The sequence below is a fragment of the Rhodococcus sp. MH15 genome, assembly GCF_019266045.1.
GTDB lineage: Bacteria > Actinomycetota > Actinomycetes > Mycobacteriales > Mycobacteriaceae > Rhodococcus_F > Rhodococcus_F qingshengii.
This window is the reverse complement of record NZ_LPNP01000061.1, coordinates 863,624-889,807: the sequence shown is the minus strand read 5'-3', so window position 1 is coordinate 889,807 and position 26,184 is coordinate 863,624. Positions and strand designations below refer to the sequence as shown.

The following is a 26,184-nucleotide window of genomic DNA, read 5'->3' as shown; positions in this document are numbered from 1 at the left end:
TTTTTGTACTCGTGGAGGGGCGCGTGCGACACATGTTGTTGTGTTGGCATCGCGGACCCGACACAACGGGTAGTGTTCAGGCAAGCCAACATTCGGCAGTATCTCTCTCGCTAGGTAGGAATTATGGTCAAGCTGGTCAGTCGCGTTTCCGCCATCAACTGGAATCGCGTCCAGGACGAGAAGGACGCCGAGGTATGGGATCGCCTCGTCAGCAACTTCTGGCTGCCCGAAAAGGTGCCGGTCTCCAACGACATCCCGTCCTGGGGAACGCTGACCGCGCAGGAGCAGCAGCTCACCATGCGCGTCTTCACGGGCCTGACGCTGCTCGACACCATCCAGGGAACCGTCGGCGCCGTCAGCCTCATCCCGGACGCGATCACTCCCCACGAAGAAGCGGTGTACACCAACATCGCCTTCATGGAATCGGTGCACGCGAAGAGCTACAGCTCTATCTTCTCGACGCTGTGCTCCACCCCGGACATCGACGACGCGTTCCGCTGGTCGGAGGAGAACCCGAACCTGCAGCGCAAGGCGCAGATCGTTCTCGACTACTACAACGGTGAGTCGCCGCTCAAGCGCAAGGTCGCCTCGACGCTCCTCGAGAGCTTCCTCTTCTACTCCGGCTTCTACCTGCCGATGTACTGGTCTTCGCGAGCCAAGCTCACCAACACCGCAGACCTCATCCGCCTCATCATCCGCGACGAGGCCGTGCACGGGTACTACATCGGCTACAAGTACCAGAAGGGCCTCGAACAGCTCACCGAGGCCGAGCGTGAAGAGCTCAAGAACTACACGTTCGAGTTGCTCTTCGAGCTCTACGAGAACGAGGTCGACTACACCCAGGACCTCTACGACGGCGTCGGTCTGACCGAGGATGTCAAGAAGTTCTTGCGCTACAACGCCAACAAGGCGCTCAACAATCTCGGCTACGAAGGCCTCTTCCCGAAGGACGAGACGGACGTCAATCCGGCTATCCTGTCGGCACTTTCACCGAATGCGGACGAGAATCACGACTTCTTCTCCGGCTCGGGTAGCTCCTACGTCATCGGCAAGGCCGTCAACACCGAAGACGACGACTGGGATTTCTAGAGAGCGACCTACACGCCGAAGCCCGACTCCTGCACACGCGGGAATCGGGCTTCGGCCGTGTATTGAGAGCGGGCTAGCGCTGAAACCACGCTTCCGGCTTGTCCAGCAACGCTTTTGCGAGGCGCAGACGCGAGGTTTCCGTCATGTCCGAAGGCAGTGCGCTCGGCGCGAACCACGCGACCTCGAGGTTTTCGTCGTCCGCCACGTGTGCATCTCCGCCGGTCCACCTGGCCAGGAAACACACGTCGAGGTACTGAGTCACGTCGCCGTTGGGGTACGTAATGGGCTCTGTGACATCGACACTCGTGATCCGAACCAATTCGGCGTCGACGCCGGTTTCTTCCTTCGCCTCGCGCACCGCCGCCGCCGACGGTTCCTCCCCAGGCTCGAGAACGCCGGACACGACGGCCCACTGACCGTTGTCGGCGCGGCGGGTGAGCAGGACCCGACCGTCGTCGTCGCGGATCACGACGCTCACTCCGGACAGCCAGAGCGGCGCATGACCGACCTTCTCGCGCAGTGCAACAATGAATTCGGGGATCGGCATGATCAGAACCCGAACTTCACAGCTGGGGCGAACCGCTTCGAATGTCGGAGTTGTGGTTCGTTCCAGTCAGCTCGCATATCCGTTCAAGGTTCCCTTCAAGTCCGCCAATACGGCACGGGCAGCAGTCATCCCGTTTCCGCTCCAGATGTCGTCTTCCGCTACGAACACACGTCGGTCGGTGGCAGCGGCGAGGTCCTGCCACTGGTCGCTCTTCATGACCTCGGTGCCGTAGCTACGACCGTTCGGCCCGTCGAAGAGGACGTAGATCAAGTCCCCTTCGGCGGCGCTGAGATCGTCGGCCGGAATCGGTGCCGTGGTCGCATCGGTCAATCGCTGCGCCGGTGGGCGCCGGACGCCGACGTCGCTGAGGATCTGTCCGGCGAAGGATGCGGGACCCTCGATCTGCAGGTCCTTCGAACCGAACCGAACCACTGATGCCTGCGTCTGCGATGCATTCAATGCGTCGCCGAGCTGCACGACGTCCTGCTGGTAGCGGTCGAGCTCCGTCGCAGCCGCGGACGAACGGCCCAGTGCCTGGCCGGCGAGGGCGAACTGCGCTTTCCAGTACACGGGATCCGAGCCCGCGAACACGGTGGGGGCGATGGCGTCGAGTTGCCCGTACAAGCCGTCGGACGCCGGACTGGACCCGAGGATCAAGTCCGGCGCGGCGGCCTTCACGGCGTTGACGTCAGGTGCGCTCACGGGGCCGACACTCGGAATCTCCGAGATGCCGAAACCCAGGTACGACGGTTGAGGCGAGTCGACACCGGTTGCGGCGCCCACTACCCGCTCCCACAGACCGAGGGCGCACACGGCGTCCATCGAGACACTGTCGAGGACCACGATCCGTTGGGGATCGGAAGGAACCTCGGTTTCACCCGCAGTGTGTACGACTCGACGCTTCACCCCGGGGCCCGCTCCCGGGTCGGCTTGCGTCGGCGTCGGGCACGCGGTGGCGGTGTCGCGTTCGATGCCCATCACGCCGGCACCGGCGATCGACGTAGTGGTCCGGACGATGGTGCTCGCGGGATCGTCCGACGAGTCGGACGAGCAACCACCGAGGACGAGCATCGTGGCGGCGATCCCCAGGATCGAGACACGACGAACGGACGTGCGGGCGGTCGTGCGTGAGAGAACAGACGTGCGTGAGAGAACAGACAAGTCGACGGCTTCCTGTGTGAGCGGGCGCCGTTCAGGTTAGCTGTTCGACTCAGCTGTTCTGCTTGTCCACCTCGAACGTGTCCGAGAGGTCGTCGAGGATCATGTGCGCGCCCTGGATGCTGACCGGCGACATCCACCGTGAATCGTCCACGTCCACCTTGCGCCCCCTAAGGGTCTGCCACAGCGGGCTCTCGAGGAATGGCTTCGCAGCTTCGGCGCTCTTGCCCTCGGCGTCCTGCCAGGTGCTGATGAAGATGACGTCCGCGTCGGCTTCGTTGATCAGCTCGGGGCTGATCTTCATCATGATGTTGCCGGCATCGGCGGGGTCGGGTCCCTGGTTGTCCGGGCGCTTCAGCCCGGCATCCTGAAGAACGATGCCGCTGAACGAGGTGGTGCGGTAGAGGCGTGCGGTCGGTTCACCGGCGAACCGGACTACCGAGATGACCGGGTTGTTCGCCTTCTCGTTGATTTCCTTGCCGACGGCAGCCGCGCGAGTTTCGTATTCGGAGATTTTCGCCTCGGCCAGCGATTCCTTGCCCAGCGCTTGACCGACTACGCGGATGTTGTCCTTCCACGTCGGACCGGTTGTCTGGGTGAAGACGGTGGGCGCGATTGCGGAGAGCTGCTCGTAGTTCTTCCCGTCGCGGACCTCAGCGGAGATGATGAGGTCCGGCTGCAGTGCGGCGATCTTCTCGAGGCTTGCGCTGCTGACCGTGCCGACCGAGACGGCGTCCGGGGCGAATTCCTCCCGGGAGGATCCGAGGTAGTCGGGCAAACCGGGCTCGCGGTAGTCGACGTAGCCGACGAGCGGGGATTCGAGGAGAAGGACGGCGTCGGTGAAGCTGTTGTCGAGCGCGACGATCCGCTGGGGTGCGGCCGGGATTTCGGTGCTTCCGCGGAAGTGCTCGACGGTACGGGGAAATGCGCCCGACTCGGTCGAGTTGGTGTTTGCAGCGGGCTCGTCGTTACTCGAGCACGCTGGAATGACCAAGGCGATCGAAGCTGCGACCGCTACCAGCGCGGCCCGGCGGGGAAAGAATTTCACTGATTGGCTCCTGAGATGAGTTAGGTGAGGGTGACCTTATCAGTGGAGAGGTTGGCCGAAAACGGACACCGACCGAATTCTTCGACGCGCACGACACGCCGATTCGGAAGTGGGTTCGGACTCCCGGGGGAACATAAACCGCAGGTCGTTCGTTCGGTGCCGTGAAAAACGGATGCTCGAGTACGACGCAGAGTAGGACCGAGTCGCGGTGCCTCGGAGTCACGGTCTACGATTCGATGAGCGCAAGCCAGAAGCCGTTGTCCGCAGCCCGGGCGACGGACCCTGCGGGCGCAACCAAGGGCTCTTTGACGGAGTCTGCGGAGCGACCAAAGGCACATTCAGGAGGATCAGTGACTGCCGTAGCGCCCCAGCCAGTCCCCACGATAGCGCCGGCCAGGCCTTACCCGCCGCGGCAGGGACCCAAGGGCTCATTCATTTTCAAGATGATCACGACCACCGATCCCAAGGTGCTCGGAATCATGTACTTGGCGACTTCCATCGCCTTCTTCCTCATCGGTGGCCTCATGGCACTGATGATGCGTGCCGAACTTGCTGTACCCGGCATGCAGTTCCTTTCCAACGAACAGTTCAACCAGCTGTTCACCATGCACGGCACGATCATGCTGCTGCTGTACGCGACCCCGATCGTCTTCGGCTTCGCGAACTACATTCTTCCGCTCCAGATCGGTGCACCCGACGTCGCGTTCCCGCGCCTGAACGCGTTCAGCTACTGGCTGTACCTGTTCGGTGCGATCATCACGACGGCCGGATTCGTCACGCCCGGTGGCGCAGCAGACTTCGGTTGGACGGCATACACGCCGCTGACCAGCGCGCTGCACAGCCCCGGCGTCGGCGCCGACCTGTGGGTCCTGGGTCTGGCCGTCGCCGGCCTCGGCACCATCCTCGGTGGCGTCAACATGGTCACCACCGTGATCTGCCTGCGCGCACCCGGTATGACCATGTTCCGCATGCCGATCTTCACCTGGAACATCTTCATCACCAGCATCCTGATCCTGCTGGCGTTCCCGCTGCTGACCGCTGCATTCATGGGCTTGTTCGTCGACCGCCATCTCGGTGGGCACATCTTCGACCCGGCAACGGGCGGTGTGCTCCTGTGGCAGCACCTGTTCTGGTTCTTCGGTCACCCCGAGGTGTACATCATCGCGCTGCCGTTCTTCGGCATCGTCTCGGAGATCTTCCCGGTCTTCAGCCGTAAGCCGATCTTCGGCTACAGCGGCCTGGTGTACGCAACGTTGGCCATCGCCGCTCTGTCGATCGCGGTGTGGGCCCACCACATGTACGCAACCGGCGCTGTTCTCCTGCCGTACTTCTCGTTCATGACGTTCCTGATCGCCGTGCCGACAGGTGTGAAGATCTTCAACTGGATCGGCACGATGTGGAAGGGGCAGTTGACCTTCGAATCGCCGATGCTGTTCTCGATCGGCTTCCTGATCACCTTCCTCTTCGGTGGTCTGTCGGGTGTCATCCTCGCGAGCCCGCCGCTCGACTTCCACGTCACGGACAGCTACTTCGTCGTCGCCCACTTCCACTACGTGGTCTTCGGTACGGTCGTGTTCGCCACGTACGCCGGTATCTACTTCTGGTTCCCGAAGATGACCGGTCGCATGATGGACGAGCGCCTCGGCAAGTGGCACTTCTGGACCACGTTCGTCGGTTTCCACGGCACGTTCCTCGTTCAGCACTGGCTCGGTGCCGAAGGTATGCCGCGTCGTTACGCCGACTACCTGCCCTCGGACGGGTTCACGGTTCTGAACTCGGTGTCCACGATCTTCGCCTTCGTACTCGGTGCCTCGACGCTTCCGTTCATCTGGAACGTCTTCAAGAGCTACCGCTACGGCGAGGTGGTCACCGTCGACGATCCGTGGGGTTACGGAAACTCGCTGGAGTGGGCAACCACCTGCCCGCCGCCGCGTCACAACTTCACCGAGTTGCCGCGCATCCGTAGCGAGCGTCCGGCGTTCGAGCTGCACTACCCGCACATGGTGGAGCGGATGCGCGCGGAAGCGCACGTCGGCCCCGGCCACGGCGGGAAGAACGCCAGCACCGTGCTCGAAGATGCTCGTCACGAGCCGCTCACGGTCGGGGACGAAGGCGACCCCGGAACCGACAGCCGCTCCTGAGCGAAGTAACACACTGAAGTAATCAGCGAAGGCCCCGCCCGAGTAACGGGTGGGGCCTTTCGCTTGGCACAATAGTGACGATCAAGACGCGAACGAAGAAACGATCGGAGTTTTCGGTGGGTGCCTCTGACACCACTGTTCTGGTGACTGTGACCGGGCCGGACCGCCCTGGCGTCACCTCGGTACTGTTCGCGGCGCTGTCGCGGCACGATGTGCGTCTACTCGACGTGGAGCAGGTGGTGATTCGAGGTCGACTGACACTCGGTGTCATGGTTGCCTGCCCGAACGATCCCGAAGCGCTTCAGGAAGAACTCGAACAGGCGATGGCGACGGTCGGAATGAACGTCGACATCGAAATCGGTGCCGATCCCGGACGGCCCGCGGTGTCCACCCACGCGGTCGTTGTTCTCGGTAGCCCGGTCAATGCTCGCGCAATGCGATCGGTTGCACGCGAACTCGCGAAGCAGGGCGCAAACATCGATTCCATCCGTGGTGTCGCCGACTATCCGGTCACCGGCCTCGAACTCAGCGTCAGCGCGGCCGATACGGCGGACGGCGACGCGAAGCTGCGCACCGGACTCGCCGAGGTCGCCGCTCTCGAAAACGTCGACATCGCGGTCGAGCGCGCAGGTCTCGCTCGCCGGGCCAAGCGTCTGATCGTGTTCGACGTGGACTCGACGCTCGTCCAGGGCGAGGTCATCGAGATGCTCGCCGCGAAGGCCGGCGTCGAGGACGAGGTCCGCGCCGTCACTGAAGCTGCGATGCGCGGCGAGATCGACTTCACCGAATCACTGCACCAGCGTGTGGCGACACTCGCCGGTCTCGACGCCTCCGTCATCGACGAGGTGGCAGAGAGCATCGAACTGACGCCGGGTGCGCGAACCACGATTCGCACCCTGCGCCGTCTCGGATTCCACTGCGGCGTAGTGTCGGGTGGCTTCCGGCAGGTCATCGAAGGTCTCGCACACGAACTCGAACTGGACTTCGTGCACGCCAACACCCTCGAAATCGTCGACGGCAAGCTGACCGGACGTGTGATCGGTGAAATCGTCGACCGCGCCGCGAAGGCCGTTGCGCTGCGCAAGTTCGCCGATCAGGTCGGTGTGCCGATGGAACAGACCGTCGCCGTCGGCGACGGTGCCAACGACATCGACATGCTCAACGCCGCGGGCCTGGGCGTGGCGTTCAACGCCAAGCCTGCGTTGCGGGAGGTCGCGGACGCTGCTTTGTCGCATCCCTTCCTCGACGCTGTGCTGTTCATTCTCGGTGTGACCCGCGACGAGGTCGAGGCTGCGGACGCCGTCGACGGTGGCGTGCGACGCGTACCGATTCCATGAGTTCCGATCCAGCATTCAGTTCCGATCCAGCTGTGATGTCCGGCCCCGATTCGCGCTGGCGCGAGCGCTACGCGGTGCTGGCTGCTGGGTACGGAGGGCGAGACGATCCCGCGGATCCGGCGCTGGTGTTGGCGATGCCGATCGTTCTGCACATTCCGAAGGCAGACCCGCCCAAGCGCACCGCACTGCTCGAGGCTGCGGCAACGGCGGCTGTGGCGCTGTGTCTGGACGAACGCGTCGGGTTCACCGAAGACGGGGAACCCGGCCCCTGGCACGAGGACTATTCGGCGTGGGTGGGTGCCCGGATTCGGAAGGTGTCTCGTCGAGCGCGAGGAGCGCAGTGGCTCGCCGCGCAGGAGGTACCGGGAATCACCGTCGATGTGGATGGCGCGCAGGCGCGGACTCTGGTTCCCGGGCCGGTCGGAGAACTGGACCCGCGAATCAAGAAGTTGCAGATCGGTGGGACCGATCTCGAGCACGACGAGCCTGGCCCGCCGGAGCCTGGTCTTCCGGTGCTGTGGATCGACTCGGCGCTCGAGATGACGGTTGGCAAGGCGTCGGCACAGGTCGGGCATGCCTCGATGTTGTTGGCGGCGGCCATGTCCGAGAAACAGTGCTGGGCCTGGGCGCAGAACGACTTTCGCTGCTCAGTGCGCGACGCGAGCCCGGAACAGTGGGCCGAAGCAGTAGTTCGGCTGAAGAAGTCGGAGGCCGTCGCGGTTCGTGACGCTGGTTTCACGGAAGTGGCACCAGGCTCCATGACAGTCATCGCGGTTCCGTAGAGACGTAACCGACCAGTCCAGTATCGGTAACTTGGCTATGGATGAACAGTCCAGTGGCCTTCAAGATGGTCGAGTGTTGATACGGAGATTCGCCTCGCTGTTCGTCGGTCTGTGGTTGTACGGCTTCTCGATGGCCATGATGATCACGGCCGGTCTTGGTTTGGATCCCTGGGACGTGTTTCATCAGGGTGTGGCCGAGCATGTTTCGCTCAGTTTCGGCGTGATCACTGCGATTACCGGTGCGGTGGTACTGCTGCTCTGGATTCCGATCCGTCAGCGGCCGGGATTCGGAACGGTCGCCAATGTCGTTGTAATTGCCATCTCGGTGGATACCTCACTGGCCTTCTTGCCGGTCTTTGATTCCATGCCAGTTCGAGCCGTGATCATGGTCGCGGGAATCCTCCTCAACGGACTGGCCAGCGTTCTCTACATCGGCGCGGGCATGGGGCCGGGCCCCCGCGACGGATTGATGACCGGACTGGTCGCTCGCACAGGTCTGTCGGTCAGGCTCGTGCGTACCAGCATCGAGATCGCGGTCCTCACGACCGGATGGCTCCTCGGTGGAACGGTTGGCATCGGAACCGTGTTGTACGCCTTCGGGATCGGACCGACCATTCAATTCCTGATCAAGGTGCTGCCGGATTCCATGACAGCAGCAGTGACCGGAGGACGTGTCACGGAACGTAAGGCCAAGACCGTGGGGCCGGTCAATGAGATCTCCGTGCCGACGGGAACTTCGGCCGTGGAAGCGGGTTCGCCGGTCGGTGAAGCCGAATCGAACGATGCAGTCAATGTGCCGTCGAACCATTCCGGAGTGCCGACGGTGACCTGAACCGGTCCACCGGAATGCAGGATCAGGAGCCAACTGTCGTCACCGAGCGGGCGCCCGGTCCGAGTGTGAGACCGAACGTCGGCTCCGTCGATCCAGGCCTGCAGCGTTCGGTGACTCTCGTCGTACCATGCGGTGTCGTCGAACTCGACGCCGGCAGCGTCGAACCAGACGAGGTCCGGGTGCTCCAGTCTTCTTCTGCCTTCGAAGAATTCGGGCTGACGCAACGCCGGTGCCGCTCGGCGTAATCCGAACGCTCGGGAGACGAACTGCACCAACGACTGATCGGCCGCCGTCCAGTCCAGGGCCCACGAATCGGCTGGGGAGGCAAGTGTGGGAACACAATACGCGTTGTTGTTTCCGCCGAGACTGTGGCCGAACTCGTCTCCGGCGGTGAGCATCGGTGTGCCTGTCGACAGCACGAGCGTGGCCAGTAGCGCCCGTACATGACGTGCCCTGGCGTCCTGAATCTCGGGATCGGTGCTCGGGCCTTCGATTCCGTGGTTGAACGAATCGTTGTGATCGGCGCCGTCACGATTGTCTTCACCGTTGGCTTCGTTGTGCTTGTGGTTGTACGCGACCAGATCGGCGGCGGTGAACCCGTCGTGCGCTGTGACGAAGTTGATCGACGCCCATGGGCGACGGCCGCTGCCGGCAAAGATGTCCTCGGAACCGGCGAGGCGCGACGCGACCTTCCGGACGCTGGAGCCGCCGTTCCAGAACTGGCGAATGGTGCTGCGGTACTTGTCGTTCCATTCCGACCATTGGAGTCCGAAGTTTCCGACCTGGTAACCGTCGGCAGTGGCATCCCACGGTTCGGCGATGAGCTTGCACCGAGTCAGTACCGGATCGGAGGAGATGGCCGACAAGATGGACGCCCGCTGGTCGAAGCCGCCGCCGCGCGGCCTACCCAATGCGCTCGCGAGATCGAATCGGAAGCCGTCGACACCCATTTCGGTGGCCCAGTAGCGGAGGCTGTCGGTGATCATGCGGACGGCGATGGGGGAGCAGGCGTCGACCGTGTTGCCGCACCCGGTCAGGTCGATGTCGCGGCCGTCGCCGTCGAGAAGGTAGTAGCCGGGGCCGTCCAAACCTCGCCAGCTGACGCTGACTCCGTCGACACTCTGCTCGCAGGTGTGGTTGTAGACGACGTCGAGGATGATCTCGATGCCTGCCGCGTGTAGTGCGTCGACCATGATCCGGAACTCGGTGACTTCGCCGCCCGGAGTTGCCGCGTATCCGGGATGCGGGGCGAAGTACGACGCCGTCGAGTATCCCCAGTGGTTGCGCATCCCTCGCTCGCGGACGCTCTGTTCGGTCAGAAACGCCTGTACGGGAAGCAGTTCCACGGCAGTGACGCCGAGTGAGACGAGGTGATCGATCACGGCCGGTGCCGTCAGGCCGAGGTACGTTCCGCGGTGGGCGGCGGGTACTCCTGGATGACTGGCGGTGTACGCGCCCACATGCAGTTCGTAGATGACGCTTTCCTCCCACGGCGTCTCGAGGCGGGCTCCGGCGGGCGCGAGGCCGGGAGTCACCACGGACAGCGGCACGTGGCCGAGCGAGTCGACCGTCGACGGGTCGCCGAAGGGATCGTCGGCGTACGACAGGAGGGCACGGTGATCACCGAGATCCCCCTCGATGCGGCGCGCCCACGGATCGACGAGCAGCTTGTGTGGATTAAGTCTCAGCCCGGCGCGCGGATTCCACGGGCCGGACGCCCGAATTCCGTAACGCTGCCCCGCACCGATCCCGGAGATGATTCCATGCCAGATTCCGTACGTGTGTTGCCGAAGTTCGACGCGATCTTCGTTTCCGTCCTGGTCGATCAGGCAGATGTGGACGCTCGACGCGGCCGGGGCGTGGACCGCGAACTGGGTTCCGGAGTCCACGATGTTGGCGCCGAGTGGGAACGGAGACCCGGGCGTCGGGGTGTGAGTTTCGATGAGAGGCGACACGCAAGATGATCCTGCCGTGAACGGCCGGAGAATGTGCGGGAAGATGTTCGGGTGCCGCTACCTGATCCAGATCTGCTCATCGATTTCGACAACGTACTCATCCGTCGGGGAGGGTCCACTCTCGTGGGGCCCGTCACCTGGAAAGTGGAGCTGGACGAGCGATGGGTGGTGCTCGGACCCAACGGTGCCGGCAAGACCTCGCTGCTGCGCATCGCGGCCGGTGAGACTTTCCCGACCAGTGGTTCTGCCCACCTCCTTGGCGAAGTTCTCGGCAAGGTCGACGTCAACGAGTTGCGCCCGCGAATCGGTTTGTCCTCGTCGTCGTTGGCGAACCGCGTGCCCGGCGACGAGAAGGTCAGCGACCTCGTCGTGTCGGCGGGCTACGCCGTTCTCGGTCGGTGGCGCGAGGAGTACGAATCCATGGACACCTCGCGCGCTGTGGAGATGCTCGAAAGCCTCGGCGCCGAGCACCTGGCGGATCGGACGTACGGGACGCTTTCCGAAGGCGAGCGCAAGCGCGTCCTCATCGCGCGAGCCTTGATGACCGATCCCGAACTTCTTCTCCTGGACGAGCCCGCCGCCGGGCTCGATCTCGGTGGACGTGAGGAACTTGTGGCCAGACTCGCCGAACTGGCTGCCGATCCGGACGCCCCGGCTACCGTTCTGATCACCCATCACGTCGAGGAAATCCCGCCGGGATTCACCCACGCACTCCTTCTCAAGGAAGGGGAGGTCGTCTCTCAGGGCCTTCTGGACGACGTCATCACCGCCGAAAATCTGAGCGCGGCATTCAGCCAGTCCATCAGCCTCGACAAGGCGGACGGCCGATACTTCGCGCGCCGCGCGAGGCCGTCCGGATCTCATCGCGCGTGAGCTTCAGTGGGACCTGAAATGCGGCCCAGATCACAGATCGCGTAGGTTCGCGAAGCATGGCTAACGAGAATGCAAACGCTGTCCCCGAGCCCAAGGATGCGTCGACCGTCATCTTGGTGCGCGATGCCGAATCCGGTATCGAGATCTTCCTGCTTCAACGAGTACAGGGGATGGCGTTTGCCGGGGGCATGACGGTATTCCCCGGCGGCGGCGTCGACAAGTCCGATGCGACGGCCGAGGTCGAGTGGGCTGGACCGTCGGTCGAGTGGTGGGCCGAGCGGTTCAGCACGGATGTTGCTCGGGCGAAGGCTCTCGTCTTGGCTGCGGTGCGGGAAACTTTCGAGGAGTGCGGTGTCCTGCTGGCCGGCCCCACGGCTGACACGGTCGTCGCGGACACGGCCGGCTATGCACAGGACCGAGTAGCTCTCGAAAAGCACGAGCTGTCGTTCAGCGATTTCCTGAAGAAGGAGAACCTGGTCCTGCGCACGGATCTGCTGCGGCCGTGGGCGAACTGGATCACGCCGGTGGGCGAGACCCGCCGCTACGACACGCGCTTCTTCGTCGCAGCGTCACCGACCGGACAGATCGCGGACGGCGTCACCTCCGAGGCCGCCGAGGTTCGTTGGCAGAGCCCGCAGGACGCGCTGGCGCACTGGCGGGAGGGTGGCAGCATCCTGTTGCCGCCGACGTGGAGTCAGCTGACCGAATTGGCCAAGTTCAGTTCGGTGGTGGAGATACTCGCAGCCGAGCCGGAGATTCCCGTCATCCTGCCTACGTTGATCACCGACGAGGAAACGCTGCGCGTCGAGTTCCCGAACCAGGACGGTTACTACGTCGCCGGGCCGCATCCGTGGTCGGTCAAGGCGGCAAAGTAACCTCTCGACCATGGCTGAATTTGTGACTCTCGAGGTTTCCGAAGGCATCGGCACCATCCGTCTGGCGCGTCCGCCCATGAACGCTCTGAACCGTCAGGTTCAGGACGAGTTGGCTGCTGCCGCACACGCTGCGACCGTCGACAAGGCAGTCAAGGCCGTCATCGTCTACGGCGGCGAGAAAGTCTTCGCAGCCGGTGCAGACGTCAAGGAAATGGCCGAGATGGATTACGGCCAGATCCGTGACGCCATCGGTGGCATGCAGGCCGGACTCGGCGCCGTGGCGTCCATCCCGAAGCCGACCGTTGCCGCGATCACCGGATACGCACTCGGTGGTGGACTCGAAGTTGCACTCTCGGCCGATCGCCGGATCGTCGGAGACAACGCCAAGCTCGGAGTTCCGGAGATTCTGCTCGGAATCATTCCCGGTGGCGGCGGAACGCAGCGCCTGGCTCGCCTGATCGGTCCGGCCAAGGCCAAGGATTTGGTCTTCACCGGCCGTTTCGTCGGGGCTGACGAGGCGTTGGCCATCGGTTTGGTCGACGAGGTCGTCGCTCCCGACGACGTGTACACCGCGGCCCGGACATGGGCCTCGCAGTTCGTCGGGGGAGCGTCACGTGCGTTGGCTGCTGCCAAGGCGGCCATCGACGAGGGTCTGAACACCGACCTGGAATCCGGGCTCAAGATCGAGCAGCATCTGTTCGCCGGATTGTTCGCGACCAAGGATCAGGCGATCGGCATGGAGTCGTTCATCGCCAACGGTCCGGGCAAGGCCGAGTTCACGGGCGAGTAGGCTCCCCTAAACTAGAACTTGTTCATCTCTTACCAGCGAGTAGGATAGCCGCCATGACAGCCAGCCCGAATGACGACGCAACCGTCACGCCGCCCGCCGCTACCGACACCTCGGTAGTCGACCCCGCGCCGCGGCCGCACGCCACGGCCGAAGAGGTCGAGGCCGCTCGTAAGGACACCAAGCTCGCCCAGGTGCTCTACCACGACTGGGAAGCCGAAACCTACGACGACAAGTGGTCCATCTCGTACGACGAGCGCTGCATCGACTACGCACGTGGTCGTTTCGACGCCGTCGCGGGCGATCAGCCGCTCCCGTACGAGCGCGCGCTCGAACTCGGTTGCGGCACCGGATTCTTCCTCCTGAACCTGATGCAGGGTGGAGTCGCCAAGACCGGTTCGGTCACCGACCTCTCGCCCGGCATGGTCAAGGTCGCACTGCGCAATGCCGAAAGCCTCGGCCTTCCGGTCGACGGCCGTGTTGCCGATGCCGAGACCATTCCGTACGAGGACAACACCTTCGACCTGGTGGTCGGCCACGCCGTGCTGCACCACATTCCGGACGTCGAGAAGTCGCTGCGTGAGGTCCTTCGTGTCCTCAAGCCCGGCGGACGTTTCGTCTTCGCCGGTGAGCCCACCACTGTCGGCAACTTCTACGCCCGCTGGCTCGGCCGCGCGACGTGGGAAGCAACCACACGCGTGACCAAGCTGCCGTTCCTCGCAGACTGGCGTCGTCCGCAAGAGGAACTCGACGAGTCTTCTCGTGCAGCAGCTCTCGAAGCTGTCGTCGACATCCACACGTTCGACCCCACCGACCTCGAGAACATGGCGAAGTCTGCGGGCGCCGATCAGGTCCACGCTGCCACCGAGGAATTCGCCGCGGCGCTTCTCGGCTGGCCTGTCCGTACCTTCGAAGCGGCTGTTCCGCCGGAGAAGCTCGGTTGGGGCTGGGGGCGTTTCGCTTTCGGTGGTTGGAAGACACTCAGCTGGGTCGACGAGAAGGTGCTCCGCCACGTCGTTCCTCGCGGATTCTTCTACAACGTCATGATCACCGGCGTGAAGCCCGGCAACTGAATTGGGTTATGACTTCACCCTCGGCGACGTCGACTATCTCGGAAGTGATTCCGGCGTAGCTGCCTTGGCCGAGGTGGATCAGCTCGAACTGTCCACGCGTACGCGTCTGGCCGACATCGGCCGGGCGCGTACGCGTTTCGGTGATCACATGCCTGCGCTCGTGGACACCGTCCTGCTTCGACGAAAGGCCGCTACGAAACTGCCGGGCAGTGAGCAATGGTTGTTCACGGACGACGCGATGCAACAAGCCACTCCCGGCGTTGTCGCGGCCCACCGCGCGCAGCGTCTGATCGGGCGCGACGTCCACGACGTGACGTGCTCCATCGGCGCCGAACTGCATGCCTTGACCGGAATTGCGCATCGCGTGATCGGCAGCGACATCGATTCCGTTCGCCTGGCGATGGCACAGCGCAATGTGCCGAGCGCAGCGTTGCTGCGGGCCGACGCGCTCCGCCCGACGACACGCGACACCGTCGTACTGGCAGACCCCGCACGGCGATCGGGCGGTCGCCGCACTCACGATCCGGCAGCGTTGATGCCACCGTTGCCGGACCTCATCGAGGCGTACTCCGGCCGTGATCTCGCGGTGAAGTGCGCTCCGGGACTCGATTTCGACAATCTGGGCTGGGACGGGGAAGTCGAGGTCGTCTCACTCGACGGCGGCGTCAAGGAAGCCTGCCTGTGGTCGACGGGACTGGCCGAGTCCGGCGTCACGCGCCGAGCTTCGGTCCTTCGCTCCGACGGGAGCGGATGGGCGATCACCGACGCCGAGGACGACGTGATTCCGGAGCAAGCGCCGGGGGAGTGGATCATCGACCCGGACGGAGCGGTGGTACGCGCGGGCCTCGTGCGCCACTACGCGGCCAGACACGGCCTCTGGCAGCTCGATCCACGCATCGCTTATCTGACCGGTGACAGCGTCCCTGAGGGAGTTCGCGGATTCCGGATCCTCGAGCAGATCAAGTACTCCGAGAAACTGCTCAAACAGACACTGTCCAAGCGGGACTGCGGTGTGGCCGAAATCCTGGTGCGAGGAGTCGACGTGGACCCGGCAGTGCTGCGTCCACGGCTCAAGCTCAAGGGCTCGCGTGCACTGAGCGTCGTGATCGTACGGATCGGGCGATCGGCGTCGGCCTTCATCTGTGAGGCATCCCGCTAGCTCACTTGAAGACGAACAGCTCACCGATTGCGCTGGGCGTCAACACTTCGCCCTTGGGTCCGATCGAGGTGCCGACGGTGAAGCCGACCGCGCCAGGCAACGTGTCCTGATCCACCGTCTCACCGGTTTCGGTGTCGAAGGTGATCAGGCTCAGTCCGTTCTCACCCTCGCGTACGACGGTGTATCCGGTGTTGCCGGCGGTCTGCGCCGGAACACCCAGCTGCAGAAGGTCCTTACGCTCCCAGACCAGTTCGGCATGATCTCCCTCGTCGCGCACGGCAAGGAGATGCCCCTTGTCGCCGCCGGCGGGAATGATCAAACCGTCGTCGGACGTCGAGGCACTACCGGCCGAGTTGAAGCCGATGTCGTAACTCCACCTGGTGTCACCGGTTTCGGCGTTCACTGCCCAGAGAGATCCGTTGTTGTCGGTGGCGTAGACGGTCTTGCCGTCCTTCGACAGGTCCGGGCTCGACGCCGTTCCACCGGGAAGCGCGTCGGTGGACCACTCGCGGGTGATGGACGGATTGTCGCCGCCCGTGTACTTCATGGCCACCAGATCGGCTGCCTGAGAACTGGGTCCGTAGAAGGTGAAGTAGAACTTGCCGGTGCCCAGGTCCACTGCCGGGGTATTGGCCACCGGGCAGCCGGACGTGCCGAGGAAGCACTCGTTCAAACCCTTGTTGTCGGGAATGAGTTCTGCATTCGCGCCCTGGTCGATCGACGGCGGCGGGATCAGGTCGAACGACGGAACCACTTTTGCGCCGGTCTGCGGGTTGAGCACGTTGATCTGACCCAATTGGGTGATGAACAACAGGTTTCCGTCGCCGGTGAACTGTGACGAGAGAGGAGTGCCCACAACGAGCGTGCGCCAACGCAATTGACCAGTCTCGGTGAAGGACATCATCGCGCCGCTCTCGCCGACGTAGACATTGGTGGCAGTGTCGACGATGGGCGTCGAGGCGACTACTCCGTCGTTGAGTCGAGCGCACCACTTCTTCCGACCCGAATCCATCTGGAACGAGAAGAGATTGCAGCCGTTCTCGGTGCGCGCGGTGACGAAGCTCTGACCGTTCGCGGCCACCGAGGCGTACGCGGCAACCGGACCGCCGAGAGGGCGTGACCATGCGAACTCGACATCGCGTGATCCGGTGACCGGGCTCGTGTCGCTGTTGCGGGCGTCGGCATGCATGGCCGGCCAACCCGCCGACGCGTACCGGTCCACCCGTCCGTCGTCGCTGCCGCAACCGGCGATCAGGGCCGCAGCGATCGCCGTCGACACCATCACGGACGACCGTAGGACCCGCCGCATCACAATCTCCCTGCCTTCACTTGATCAAGAGCCCTCGGTAACTGCACAAGCCCGGACCAGAGACTATCCCGACCGGGGCAACGTGACGGGGCACACCCCGAGGGTCGGTGAGTCGGCCCCACGTAGGCTGAACACTCATGACGAGCATGTGGGGCGCACCGTTGCGCACTCGATGGCGGGGATCACGCCGAGGCGACAGCGATCAGGCCAAGTTCTTGACGGTCGATTCCCTCAAATGGGTTCTGGCGAACAAGGCGTACACACCCTGGTATCTGGTGCGGTACTACCGTCTCGCCAAGTTCAAGATGGCCAACCCGCACGTGATCCTGCGCGGCATGGTGTTCCTCGGCAAGAACGTCGAAATCCATTCCACCCCCGACCTGTCCCGCCTCGAGATCGGGCGCTGGGTGCACATCGGTGACGGCAACGCGATCCGCTGCCACGAAGGCTCGCTGCGCATCGGCGACAAGGTCGTCTTCGGCAAGGACAACGTCGTCAACACGTACCTCGACATCGAAATCGGTGCGTCGACGCTCGTAGCCGACTGGTGCTACATCTGCGACTTCGACCACCGCATGGACGACATCAACACCCCGATCAAGGACCAGGGCATCGTCAAGGGCCCCGTCCGTATCGGCCCGGACACGTGGGTGGCAGCGAAGGTCACCGTGCTGCGAAATACCCGCGTCGGACGCGGTTGTGTCCTCGGGGCGCACGCCGTCGTCAAAGGCGACATCCCGGACTACAGCATCGCGGTCGGCTCGCCCGCGAAGGCGGTCAAGAACCGCAAGTCCGATTGGGAAGCCGGCGCTGCCGATCGTGCAAAGTACATCGCGGCGCTCGAAGACATCGCGCGCAAGAAGGCCGCCGCAGACGCTGCCGACGCGTCGTCGACGTCGTAGCTCACTTTTTGGCAGAACCAGCGATTACTTTCGGCGCCGCCACCGGTCTGTATCGGTATCGGCGCCGAAAGTCTGCGCCGGTGAAAGGAGTGCCGACATGAGCGAACAGACACCCGAATGGGTCGTGGCGCAGCGCCGCGAACTGGTGGGATTTCTCGAAGGCCTGAGCACGGAGCAGTGGAACGCGCCGACCCTGTGCGAGGGGTGGCGGGTCCGCGAAGTGATCGCGCACATCACCATGCCCTACCGATACTCGGCGCCGCGATTCGTCGTGGAAATGGTCAAGTCACGCGGAAACTTCAACAAGATGTCGAACCGGCGAGCGCTCGCCGATGCGTCCGAAGTCGGTGAGCGACAACTGCTTGCCTCGCTTCGCGACAACGTTGCACACCCGTGGAAGCCACCAGGCGGCGGCTTCGAGGGTGCGCTCTCGCACGACGTGATCCACGGTCAGGACATTCGCGTGGCACTCGGCGACGACTACGTGGTGCCCGAAGACCGGCTCACTCGCGTGCTCAGCGGACTCTCGCCCAAAACCCTGAAGTATTTCGGAACTGACCTCGACGGCGCTCGGTTGCGCGCCGACGACCGAGACTGGACGTACGGTGCCGGCGCCGAGGTTCACGGGGCGGCGCAGGATCTCCTGCTCGTGCTGTGCGGCCGGATGCTGCCACCAGGCCATCTGCTCGGGGATGCGAGTTCTCGTTTCACCGCGCCACTCCCGACCCCCTGAGATCAGCACGAAGTGAGCTCAGCGACCGGGCAGCGGACGCTCGGGGACCTGCGGACGGGCCAACGGCTGCCGCACCCGACGCTTCGCGCCCGCGTAGACGTGAGCAGTCTCCTCGGCGACCTGATGCCAGTCGAAGTCCGATGTCAGGCGTGCGCGGGCGGCCACTGCCCGTTCCTGCGCCCCGGCGGGATCGTCGAGTACCTCGCGGACAGCCGAGGTGAGCCCGGCGATGTCGCCCGGTTGGAAGGACATCCCCGTCACCCCGTCGACGACGGCTTCGCCCAGTCCGCCTGCGGTGGACGTGATCAGCGGAGTGCCGGCCGCCGCCGCTTCGAGGGCGATGATCCCGAACGGCTCGTAGCGCGACGGCAGGACGATGGCGTCCGCTCCGTGCAGCCAGCTGAGCAGTTCCGTGTGATCGAGGTTGCCGAGAAAGTCCACCGCCCGCGCGACGCGATGCGTGCGTGCCTGTTGGTAGAGCCAGGTGAACTGGGTGCCTTCGCCCGCGATCGCGAGGGTCGTGCCGGGGTGGCTACGACGGATTCGGGGGAGTGCTGCGATGGCGTCCTGCACGCCCTTCTCGTATTCCAGGCGGCCGACGAAGAGGAGTTTCGGCGGTCCGGATCGCGGTCCACGTTCGCGAAAGTTCCACGTGGTCACGTCGATTCCGTTGCGGATGACGGTGATCGGCGGCAGCGTCGGGCCGTAGAGCTCGGTCACTTCTTCCTGCATGGACGCCGAACAGGTTATGAGAGAGTCGGATTCGTTTGCCAGCCACCACTCGACGGAGTGGACCTGGCGGTTGATGCGTCCGGAGATCCAGCCGCTGTGGCGACCCGCCTCGGTGGCGTGAAGTGTGGAAACCAGTGGGACATCATAGAATTCGGCCAGGGCGATCGCCGGATGCGCGACCAGCCAGTCGTGCGCGTGCACGACGTCGGGCTGCCAGCCCTCGCCCACTCCTGGCTTGTGCAGCGCCATCCCGGCCCGGACCATCGCGTGACCCATCGCGAGGGTCCACGCGAGCATGTCCTCGCCGAAGACGAAGTGCGCGGGGTCCTCGGCCACTGCGACGACAAGGACGCCCTCGGAAATGTGCGTGATCGTCGGGTGCGTCGACGCATCCGTGCCGGAGGGGCGGCGTGAGAGCACCACGACCTCGTGGCCCGCCGCTGCCAATTCGGTGGCGAGATGGTGGACGTGTCGACCGAGCCCGCCGACGACGACCGGTGGGTACTCCCACGAGACGATGAGAATTTTCACGACGGACTCAGTTCTGTGTCAGGTAGACGGCGAGCATCCAGTCCCGGGAACAACCCGTCGGCGCGATTCCAGCCTTCGGCGAGTCGCACGGCGACGGCATCGCGGCCGGAAACCAGCGCTTCGGAGATTTCCCTGGTCGCATGGGCGTGCTTGTGTGCGCGTTCGCGGGCGTACCCCGCGGCCGAATCCTTGCTCACCATGAATGCCCAATCGCTCGAAACCGTCATCAGTGTCTCGCGAAGTACCTGATCGTTGACCCGGTTTCGCAGTTCCGGTCGTCCGGGTGCGTTGTCGCGTCCGCGAGACTTGTCCACGGTGCCGAGCGCGGTCTCCACCACTTCGGAGTTCAGTTGCACCAGGTCGGACACCTGATCGCCAGCCCAGACACGCCAGTCCTTACCCGATCCCCAGGACGAATCCTCGAGTTGAACGGGTTCGCCGACGTATCCCGATGCCTTGGCGTCGGCGAGGGTGCCGACGCGAATTCCGGCCTCGGGAAGCGCGCGCAGGAGTTTTTCGAGCCACTGCGGACCCTCGTGCCACCAGTGCCCGAACAGTTCGGTGTCGAAAGCTGCGACCACCAGGGCGTCGCGGCCGATGCGGGTGGATTCACTGCGCAGACGCGCCCGAACGGTTTCGACGAAGTCGGCAACATGCTTGTCGACGGCGGCCGCAGCGAGTTCGGGGTCGTACGGCAACTTGTCGGCGGAGTCGACGGTCCGTCCGGTGACTCGCGACGGCTTGAGACCCGTCTCGTGGTCGTAGGTGTGGAAGTCGCGGTAGGCGGCGTGACCCGGATATCCGGACTTGGGGGACCAGACCCGGTAGCTGACCTGCAGGTCGCGGCCGAATGCAACCACGTCGGATTCTCGAACCGGGCGGCCGAGGGACGTGTCGCCGCGCAAGGCGGGGCCGTCGACCATGAAGTGGGTGACGCCCGCTTCGGCGTACCCGCGCTCCATGCCCGGGGTGTACCCGCACTCAGGTCCCCAGATCCCGGTCGGAGTGTGATTCCACCGGGCATGCGCGTCGGCGAGACCTTCGCGGAGGGAGAACGCCCGCAAGCGAGGATCGAGCAGCGGTTGGAACGGGTGGGCCAGCGGCCCGCCGAGAAGCTCGAAGGCCTCGCGATCGATGAGGTCGCGGAACACCGGTGAGGCGCCGTGCTGCCAGTGAGTCTCGAAATCTGCGAGAGCGGCAGCTGACGCCCGGTGTTCGCGCGCGCCGAGTTCGCGGTGCGCCGCGTCCGGCATGCCGGCAGCCTCGTGGGCGCGGATTTGCCAGTTGCCGAGCCAGTGATGCATCCCGGCGAGGCAGTGGGGATCGTCCAACTGGGCCGCGAGTACGGGCGTGATTCCCAGCGTCAGCAGGTGCGATCGGCCCTCGTCGGCCAGGCGTCGTAGCGCGGCGGCGAGCGGAATGTACGACGCAGCCCAGGACTGGTAGATCCATTCCTCGCCGACGGGCCATCTGCCGTGGTTGGCGAGCCACGGCAGATGGGAGTGCAGAACCAGGGCGAACATCCCCGGTTCGGTGACGGGTGTTGCGTTACTCACTCGCCGGTTTCCTTCACGGCAATAGCGACGAGGTCGAGGCTGTCGTCGATGTCGGGTTCGCTGATGCTGAAGTCGTCGACGGTGATGCCCTCGACGTCGCGGGTGAGATCTTCCGGCCAGGGCTCGCCGGCCAACGCGCGGTCGATCTGCGCATTGATGAACGATCCGCCGTGCTTGGCGTCGAGTTCCTTCAGGCGCGAACCGTGGTGGACGCCGGTCATCAACTGAACGCGGAATCCGGCGTCTTCGAGCAATTCGGTCATTTCGGAGGCGTTGAGCTCACGAGTGTGGAAAGGGTTGAGCGGCGTGTCGCGGCCGGGGGAGAAGGTGATCCGGTTGGGGGTGCTGATGAGAAGTTCACCGCCGGGAGCGAGAACTCGGAAGCATTCGCGCAGGAACTGACCCTGATCCCACAGGTGCTCGATCACCTGGAAATTGACGACGACGTCAACCGAGTTGTCCGCCAGTGGAAGCTCGGCGAGGTTGCCGTGGAGCATCTCGACGCGGGGGTAGCGGGCACGGACGTGCTCGACCGCGGAGATGTCGTAGTCGAGGCCGGTAACCTTTGTTGCGACGTCCGCAATCATGTTGGCGCCGTAGCCTTCTCCGGAACCGGCCTCGAGGACTCGGCGGTCCGTGCAGCGCTCCAGAAGTGCGCGGTACACCACTTCGTGGCGTCGGAACCAGTAGTTCTCCTCGGGGATTCCTGGCACGGTTCGTTCGCCCGTCAAGGGCAGGGGTGCGTCCTCGTGGTTGCTGACACTCGTTTCACTCACCCGTGCGAGATTAGTGCCATCCGAGTAGAACGTGTTCGCCGTGGTCCAGATCACTGCTGTCAATTCCTGTTCGTGCCGTTATGGTGGACGAGGTTCCACGTTAAGTTACCCACCGGTAACTTAACGTGGGGTAATCTAACGCACAGCCGACGTGAACCGAGAAATTCGCCCGTAGGGAGACCTGTCGGACTCTCTTTTCGGACGCTCGGACTGCGCGAGCACCACAGACGATTTATCAGGTGAATTACACACAGGAGGTCGACGAAGACCCATGACGAATATCGTTGTTTTGATCAAGCAGGTCCCCGACACATGGTCCGAGCGCAAGCTGACCGACGGCGACTACACGCTTGACCGTGAAGCCGCCGACGCAGTCCTCGACGAGATCAACGAGCGCTCCGTCGAAGAAGCACTCCTCATCAAGGAAGCTCAGGGCGGTGAGGTAACGGTGCTGTCCGCAGGTCCCGACCGCGCCACCGACGCTATCCGCAAGGCTCTCTCGATGGGCGCCGACAAGGCCGTCCACATCAACGACCCGGCACTGCACGGCTCCGACGCGATCCAGACCGCATGGACGCTCGCTGCTGCTCTCGGCCAGATCACCTTCGAGAACGACGAGCCTGCCGACCTGATCATCGCCGGCAACGAGGCCACCGACGGCCGCGTCGGCGCTGTTCCGGCCATCATCGCCGAGTACCTGGGCATCCCGCAGCTCACGCAGCTGCGCAAGGTCGTCGTCGCCGACGGCAAGATCACCGGTGAGCGCGAGACCGACGAGGGCGTCTTCGGCCTCGAGGCTTCGCTGCCCGCGATCGTCTCGGTCACCGAGAAGATCAACGAGCCGCGCTTCCCGTCCTTCAAGGGCATCATGGCCGCGAAGAAGAAGGAAGTTCTCGTCTACACGCTGGCCGACCTCGGAGTCGACCCGGAGACCGTCGGAGTTGCCAACGCCGGCACCACCGTGACGTCCTCCACCCCCAAGCCCCCCCGTACCGCTGGTGAGCGCATCGTCGACGAGGGAGACGGTGGCACCAAGATTGCCGCGTACCTCGTCAGCAACAAGGTCATCTGATCGCGCCCTTCTAGACATCCAGCAGAAGAACTCAGGGAGAGTTAAGTCATGGCAGAAGTACTTGTGCTCGTAGAGCACGCAGAGGGTGCGCTGAAGAAGGTCAGCACCGAACTCATCACCGCTGCACGCGCACTCGGTGAGCCGTCGGCAGTTGTCGCCGGCCCCGCGGGCACCGCAGCAAAGCTCGCCGACGCTCTGGCAGCAGCCGGCGCCGAGAAGATCTACGTCGCCGAGTCCGACGACATCGACGGCTACCTCGTCACCCCCAAGGTCGACGTTCTCGCCGCTCTGGTCGAGTCCACCAGCCCGGCAGCAGTCATCACCGCAGCCGGCACCGAGGGCAAAGAGGTTGCCGGTCGTCTGGCCGCACGTCTGGGCTCCGGATTGCTGACCGACGTCATCGAGATCAAGGCTGACGGCACCGGCGTCCACTCCATCTTCGGTGGCGCGTTCACCGTCGAGGCCAAGGCCAACGGCGACGTTCCGGTCTACTCGGTTCGTCCGGGCGCAGTCGAGGCTGCTCCGCAGGCCGGCGCAGGCGAGCAGATCACCGTCGAGGTTCCGGCCCAGGACGAGAGTGCCGTCAAGGTCACCTCGCGTGAGCCCATCGTCGGCGGCGACCGCCCGGAGCTCACCGAGGCGTCGGTTGTCGTCTCCGGTGGACGTGGTGTCGGCAGCGCGGACAAGTTCTCCGTCGTCGAAGAGTTGGCCGACTCCCTCGGCGCTGCAGTCGGTGCTTCGCGTGCCGCTGTGGACTCGGGTTACTACCCCGGACAGTTCCAGGTCGGTCAGACCGGTAAGACGGTCTCGCCGCAGCTGTACATCGCGCTCGGCATTTCCGGTGCCATCCAGCACCGTGCCGGCATGCAGACGTCCAAGACCATCGTCGCGGTCAACAAGGACGAAGAGGCACCCATCTTCGAGATCGCCGACTTCGGCATCGTGGGCGACCTGTTCAACGTCGCACCGCAGCTCACCGAAGCTGTGAAGTCCCACAAGGGCTGAAAAGCGCAAACTGCTGTGCGCCTTTATCAACCCCCCGCGGTTGATAAAGGCGCACAGTGCTTTATTCACCCGGCCTGCATCGGCATGTCACTTCGTCGATACCGAGACGCCGTTCGCGCTCGATAAACCTTGCGCATGACAATTACGTCAGTCCTTCGCTCCGCGAGTGACAATCTCGGCCGTGAGGTCGCCCAGCCGAGATATTCCCTGATCGTCTCCTCCGACCGCGAGCATCGTGTCGCTGCGCAGCGCCTTCGATACCGAGTGTTCGCCTCCGAGCCAGGCTTCTCCCTCCCCGCTTCGGCCGGGGTGTTCGAACTCGACGCCGACGCCTTCGACGAATTCTGTGATCATCTTCTCGTTCGCGACAACATCACCGAGGAGTACGTCGGCTGCTACCGAATGCTGCCGCCGGATTCCGCTGCGGCGGCCGGTGGGTATTACACCGCAACGGAATTCGACATCTCCGCGCTCGATCCGGTGGCGAACAGGATCGTCGAAATGGGTCGCGCGTGCGTCGATCCCGCTCACCGCACCGGATCCGTCCTGAGCCTGATGTGGTCGGGCATCCTGCACTATCTCGAATTGACCGGATACGAGTGGGTGATGGGCTGCGTCTCCGTGCCCGTCTTGCCGAGCCCCGATTCAATTGCCGGCGCCGATGTCCGCGGCGTCCGTGACTTCGTGATGAACAAGCACGCCAGTCCGGGGTCGCGGCGGGTGATCCCACGAAACCCGGTGGTCCTCGGGGGTCTGACGCTCGACGAGATCGCCGCACCGGAACGCGTGACGATGCCACCGTTGCTCCGTGGTTACTTGCGGATGGGCGCGATGATCTGCGGGGAACCTGCTCACGATCCCGAGTTCGGTGTGGCCGATTTTGTTGCGCTGCAAGGCCTTCACTCCGCCAACAAGCGGTACCTCGAACGGCTGCGATCGGCGGCCGCCGCACACGAGTCGGGGATCGGCTGATGACCGCGGCGGTGCCGTACTGGGTGCCGACGAGCCCCTGCGGCGACGGGTGCCTACCCGCGGACGCACCCGGTGTGTCGAGTATCACCGTGATGGCCCGCGGGGTCATGGTCGGTGCCGCACTGTTGACTGCGCCTGTGCTTTCGGCCGGCTGGCTCCTCCCGCGCACCTGGCGTACTGAGATGCAACGCGGATACTCGCGCGCGTTGCTTCGTTGTCTGGGGATGAAGCTGACGGTCGACGACCAGCGGTTGGGGCGCGCGGAACCTGACGGGGTCATGGTTGTCGCCGGTCACGTGTCCTGGACCGACGTCCTCGTCGCGAGCGCCGTTGCTCCGGCCAACTTCGTCGCCCGCGCCGACCTGCTCGACTGGGCAGTGCTCGGCGGTCTCGCGCGCCGGATGCGCGTCGTCCCCATCGACCGCGCTCGCCTGCGTGAACTCCCCGGAACCGTCGACGTCGTTCGCGAACGCCTGCAGCGAGGTGTCCGGGTGATGGTGTTCCCCGAGGGAACGACCTGGTGCGGGCGGGCGTACGGCGGTTTTCGTCCGGCGATGTTCCAAGCAGCCGTCGACGCCGAATGCCCGGTTCAGCCGATGGCGATCCGCTACGAGAACGCCGACGGTTCCCTGTGCACCGGACCCTGCTTTGTCGGCACCGAAACGATCGGTCAGTCCATCCGTCGGATCCTGCGTCAGAAGAACGTCGAGGTGAAGGTCAGGCTGGCTCCGCTCGAGGAGGCAGGGGAGTGTCGAGCCGATCTCGCGCAGCGATGCGAGAGCGCCGTACGCGGCGTCGACATCATCGATCTGGCAGCTCACGACATCTTCGACCCCGCACCGGAACTCGTGACACAAGCCATGGGACAAATCGATCCTTCCCCGGCGATGAGCGCTTAGCCTGCTGAGCGAGGCTGGTCGAACTCTCGTGCTGGGCTATT

23 protein-coding genes and 1 pseudogene are annotated in these 26,184 nt (G+C 64.3%); 16 read left to right on the top strand and 8 right to left on the bottom strand.

Annotated elements, in window-relative coordinates; translation table 11 throughout:
* Nucleotides 1–123: 123 nt before the first annotated feature.
* Nucleotides 124–1,089, top strand: a complete 966-nt coding sequence (gene nrdF, locus ATN37_RS12080; protein WP_003944744.1) for a class 1b ribonucleoside-diphosphate reductase subunit beta — start codon at nt 124–126, stop codon at nt 1,087–1,089.
* 73 nt (nt 1,090–1,162) lie between these two features.
* Here nrdF and ATN37_RS12075 read toward each other — a convergent pair whose 3' ends face one another.
* The 3 genes from ATN37_RS12075 to ATN37_RS12065 form a co-directional block, all read right to left on the bottom strand.
* The gene (locus ATN37_RS12075; protein ID WP_007736052.1) at nt 1,163–1,636 is read right to left on the bottom strand and encodes an NUDIX domain-containing protein; all 474 of its coding nucleotides are present in this window, start codon (nt 1,634–1,636) and stop codon (nt 1,163–1,165) included.
* Nucleotides 1,637–1,702: 66 nt separating this feature from the next.
* Nucleotides 1,703–2,797 (bottom strand): iron-siderophore ABC transporter substrate-binding protein, encoded by a 1,095-nt coding sequence (locus ATN37_RS12070; protein ID WP_218695171.1) that lies wholly within the window; start codon nt 2,795–2,797, stop codon nt 1,703–1,705.
* Nucleotides 2,798–2,846: 49 nt separating this feature from the next.
* Nucleotides 2,847–3,842, bottom strand: a complete 996-nt coding sequence (locus ATN37_RS12065; protein WP_218695169.1) for an ABC transporter substrate-binding protein — start codon at nt 3,840–3,842, stop codon at nt 2,847–2,849.
* Between the two features lie 350 nt (nt 3,843–4,192).
* Here ATN37_RS12065 and ctaD point away from each other — a divergent pair, with 350 nt between their 5' ends.
* The 4 genes from ctaD (at nt 4,193) to ATN37_RS12045 (ending at nt 8,934) form a co-directional block, all read left to right on the top strand.
* Nucleotides 4,193–5,983 (top strand): cytochrome c oxidase subunit I, encoded by a 1,791-nt coding sequence (gene ctaD, locus ATN37_RS12060; protein WP_020907234.1) that lies wholly within the window; start codon nt 4,193–4,195, stop codon nt 5,981–5,983.
* 116 nt (nt 5,984–6,099) lie between these two features.
* On the top strand, nt 6,100–7,320 hold the full coding sequence (gene serB, locus ATN37_RS12055; protein WP_003944761.1) for a phosphoserine phosphatase SerB: 1,221 nt from the start codon (nt 6,100–6,102) through the stop codon (nt 7,318–7,320).
* Nucleotides 7,317–8,102 carry a peptidyl-tRNA hydrolase gene (locus ATN37_RS12050; RefSeq protein ID WP_218695167.1) on the top strand — a complete coding sequence of 262 codons (786 nt, stop codon included), beginning with the start codon at nt 7,317–7,319 and terminating at the stop codon, nt 8,100–8,102. Before serB ends, ATN37_RS12050 begins: the two co-directional genes overlap by 4 nt.
* Nucleotides 8,103–8,139: 37 nt before the next feature.
* Nucleotides 8,140–8,934 carry a YitT family protein gene (locus ATN37_RS12045; protein WP_256933207.1) on the top strand — a complete coding sequence of 265 codons (795 nt, stop codon included), beginning with the start codon at nt 8,140–8,142 and terminating at the stop codon, nt 8,932–8,934.
* On the opposite strand, the pseudogene glgX reads toward ATN37_RS12045, so the two are convergent.
* Nucleotides 8,847–10,889, bottom strand: a pseudogene (gene glgX, locus ATN37_RS12040) (glycogen debranching protein GlgX); the annotation flags it as partial. The gene ATN37_RS12045 and the pseudogene glgX sit on opposite strands and share 88 nt — an antisense overlap.
* A gap of 51 nt (nt 10,890–10,940) precedes the next feature.
* Here glgX and ATN37_RS12035 point away from each other — a divergent pair.
* Genes ATN37_RS12035 through ATN37_RS12015 form a run of 5 tightly spaced genes read left to right on the top strand, consistent with a single transcriptional unit; the run spans nt 10,941 to nt 15,656 of the window.
* On the top strand, nt 10,941–11,762 hold the full coding sequence (locus ATN37_RS12035) for an ABC transporter ATP-binding protein (RefSeq protein ID WP_218695163.1): 822 nt from the start codon (nt 10,941–10,943) through the stop codon (nt 11,760–11,762).
* Between the two features lie 56 nt (nt 11,763–11,818).
* On the top strand, nt 11,819–12,637 hold the full coding sequence (locus ATN37_RS12030) for an NUDIX domain-containing protein (RefSeq protein WP_218695161.1): 819 nt from the start codon (nt 11,819–11,821) through the stop codon (nt 12,635–12,637).
* A 10-nt stretch (nt 12,638–12,647) separates the two neighbouring features.
* Nucleotides 12,648–13,427, top strand: a complete 780-nt coding sequence (locus ATN37_RS12025) for an enoyl-CoA hydratase/isomerase family protein (RefSeq protein WP_003944701.1) — start codon at nt 12,648–12,650, stop codon at nt 13,425–13,427.
* A 53-nt stretch (nt 13,428–13,480) separates the two neighbouring features.
* Complete coding sequence (locus tag ATN37_RS12020; protein WP_003944733.1) at nt 13,481–14,497, top strand: class I SAM-dependent methyltransferase; 1,017 nt, start codon at nt 13,481–13,483, stop codon at nt 14,495–14,497.
* Between the two features lies 1 nt (nt 14,498).
* Nucleotides 14,499–15,656, top strand: a complete 1,158-nt coding sequence (locus ATN37_RS12015) for an SAM-dependent methyltransferase (protein WP_083057497.1) — start codon at nt 14,499–14,501, stop codon at nt 15,654–15,656.
* Between the two features lies 1 nt (nt 15,657).
* Here ATN37_RS12015 and ATN37_RS12010 read toward each other — a convergent pair whose 3' ends face one another.
* The gene (locus tag ATN37_RS12010; protein WP_083057494.1) at nt 15,658–16,965 is read right to left on the bottom strand and encodes a PQQ-binding-like beta-propeller repeat protein; all 1,308 of its coding nucleotides are present in this window, start codon (nt 16,963–16,965) and stop codon (nt 15,658–15,660) included.
* Nucleotides 16,966–17,102: 137 nt separating this feature from the next.
* Between ATN37_RS12010 and ATN37_RS12005 the strand changes: the two genes are divergently transcribed.
* On the top strand, nt 17,103–17,867 hold the full coding sequence (locus tag ATN37_RS12005) for an acyltransferase (RefSeq protein WP_003944741.1): 765 nt from the start codon (nt 17,103–17,105) through the stop codon (nt 17,865–17,867).
* A 97-nt stretch (nt 17,868–17,964) separates the two neighbouring features.
* A complete protein-coding gene (locus tag ATN37_RS12000; RefSeq protein WP_042926126.1) occupies nt 17,965–18,600 on the top strand; it encodes a maleylpyruvate isomerase family mycothiol-dependent enzyme in 636 nt (211 codons plus the stop codon).
* Between the two features lie 18 nt (nt 18,601–18,618).
* On the opposite strand, the gene ATN37_RS11995 is transcribed toward ATN37_RS12000, so the two are convergent.
* The 3 genes from ATN37_RS11995 to ATN37_RS11985 are packed head-to-tail and all read right to left on the bottom strand — an operon-like array spanning nt 18,619 to nt 22,195.
* A complete protein-coding gene (locus ATN37_RS11995; RefSeq protein WP_083057491.1) occupies nt 18,619–19,863 on the bottom strand; it encodes a glycosyltransferase family 4 protein in 1,245 nt (414 codons plus the stop codon).
* On the bottom strand, nt 19,860–21,386 hold the full coding sequence (locus ATN37_RS11990; protein WP_054187795.1) for a glycoside hydrolase family 57 protein: 1,527 nt from the start codon (nt 21,384–21,386) through the stop codon (nt 19,860–19,862). The genes ATN37_RS11995 and ATN37_RS11990 overlap by 4 nt, the downstream gene beginning before the upstream one ends.
* 29 nt (nt 21,387–21,415) lie before the next feature.
* A complete protein-coding gene (locus ATN37_RS11985; RefSeq protein ID WP_042451468.1) occupies nt 21,416–22,195 on the bottom strand; it encodes a bifunctional 2-polyprenyl-6-hydroxyphenol methylase/3-demethylubiquinol 3-O-methyltransferase UbiG in 780 nt (259 codons plus the stop codon).
* Nucleotides 22,196–22,466: 271 nt separating this feature from the next.
* Between ATN37_RS11985 and ATN37_RS11980 the strand changes: the two genes are divergently transcribed.
* The 4 genes from ATN37_RS11980 to ATN37_RS11965 all read left to right on the top strand — a co-directional run bounded on the left by ATN37_RS11980 (nt 22,467) and on the right by ATN37_RS11965 (nt 26,143).
* Nucleotides 22,467–23,267: an electron transfer flavoprotein subunit beta/FixA family protein gene (locus ATN37_RS11980; RefSeq protein ID WP_003944754.1), complete on the top strand. Its 801-nt coding sequence runs from the start codon at nt 22,467–22,469 to the stop codon at nt 23,265–23,267.
* A 48-nt stretch (nt 23,268–23,315) separates the two neighbouring features.
* Nucleotides 23,316–24,272, top strand: a complete 957-nt coding sequence (locus ATN37_RS11975; protein ID WP_003944698.1) for an electron transfer flavoprotein subunit alpha/FixB family protein — start codon at nt 23,316–23,318, stop codon at nt 24,270–24,272.
* A 135-nt stretch (nt 24,273–24,407) separates the two neighbouring features.
* Nucleotides 24,408–25,244 carry a GNAT family N-acetyltransferase gene (locus ATN37_RS11970; protein ID WP_003944707.1) on the top strand — a complete coding sequence of 279 codons (837 nt, stop codon included), beginning with the start codon at nt 24,408–24,410 and terminating at the stop codon, nt 25,242–25,244.
* The gene (locus ATN37_RS11965; protein ID WP_054827837.1) at nt 25,244–26,143 is read left to right on the top strand and encodes a 1-acyl-sn-glycerol-3-phosphate acyltransferase; all 900 of its coding nucleotides are present in this window, start codon (nt 25,244–25,246) and stop codon (nt 26,141–26,143) included. Before ATN37_RS11970 ends, ATN37_RS11965 begins: the two co-directional genes overlap by 1 nt.
* The last annotated feature ends 41 nt before the right edge of the window (nt 26,144–26,184 follow it).

Bases quoted from the DNA above. Each gene is read 5' to 3' on its own strand.
- nrdF (WP_003944744.1), top strand. From the start codon at position 124: ATGGTCAAGCTGGTCAGTCGCGTTTCCGCCATCAACTGGAATCGCGTC.
- ATN37_RS12075 (WP_007736052.1), bottom strand. From the start codon at position 1,636: ATGCCGATCCCCGAATTCATTGTTGCACTGCGCGAGAAGGTCGGTCAT.
- ATN37_RS12050 (WP_218695167.1), top strand. From the start codon at position 7,317: ATGAGTTCCGATCCAGCATTCAGTTCCGATCCAGCTGTGATGTCCGGC.
- ATN37_RS12045 (WP_256933207.1), top strand. From the start codon at position 8,140: ATGGATGAACAGTCCAGTGGCCTTCAAGATGGTCGAGTGTTGATACGG.
- ATN37_RS12030 (WP_218695161.1), top strand. From the start codon at position 11,819: ATGGCTAACGAGAATGCAAACGCTGTCCCCGAGCCCAAGGATGCGTCG.
- ATN37_RS12025 (WP_003944701.1), top strand. From the start codon at position 12,648: ATGGCTGAATTTGTGACTCTCGAGGTTTCCGAAGGCATCGGCACCATC.
- ATN37_RS12020 (WP_003944733.1), top strand. From the start codon at position 13,481: ATGACAGCCAGCCCGAATGACGACGCAACCGTCACGCCGCCCGCCGCT.
- ATN37_RS12010 (WP_083057494.1), bottom strand. From the start codon at position 16,965: ATGCGGCGGGTCCTACGGTCGTCCGTGATGGTGTCGACGGCGATCGCT.
- ATN37_RS12005 (WP_003944741.1), top strand. From the start codon at position 17,103: ATGACGAGCATGTGGGGCGCACCGTTGCGCACTCGATGGCGGGGATCA.
- ATN37_RS12000 (WP_042926126.1), top strand. From the start codon at position 17,965: ATGAGCGAACAGACACCCGAATGGGTCGTGGCGCAGCGCCGCGAACTG.
- ATN37_RS11990 (WP_054187795.1), bottom strand. From the start codon at position 21,386: ATGTTCGCCCTGGTTCTGCACTCCCATCTGCCGTGGCTCGCCAACCAC.
- ATN37_RS11980 (WP_003944754.1), top strand. From the start codon at position 22,467: ATGACGAATATCGTTGTTTTGATCAAGCAGGTCCCCGACACATGGTCC.
- ATN37_RS11975 (WP_003944698.1), top strand. From the start codon at position 23,316: ATGGCAGAAGTACTTGTGCTCGTAGAGCACGCAGAGGGTGCGCTGAAG.
- ATN37_RS11970 (WP_003944707.1), top strand. From the start codon at position 24,408: ATGACAATTACGTCAGTCCTTCGCTCCGCGAGTGACAATCTCGGCCGT.
- ATN37_RS11965 (WP_054827837.1), top strand. From the start codon at position 25,244: ATGACCGCGGCGGTGCCGTACTGGGTGCCGACGAGCCCCTGCGGCGAC.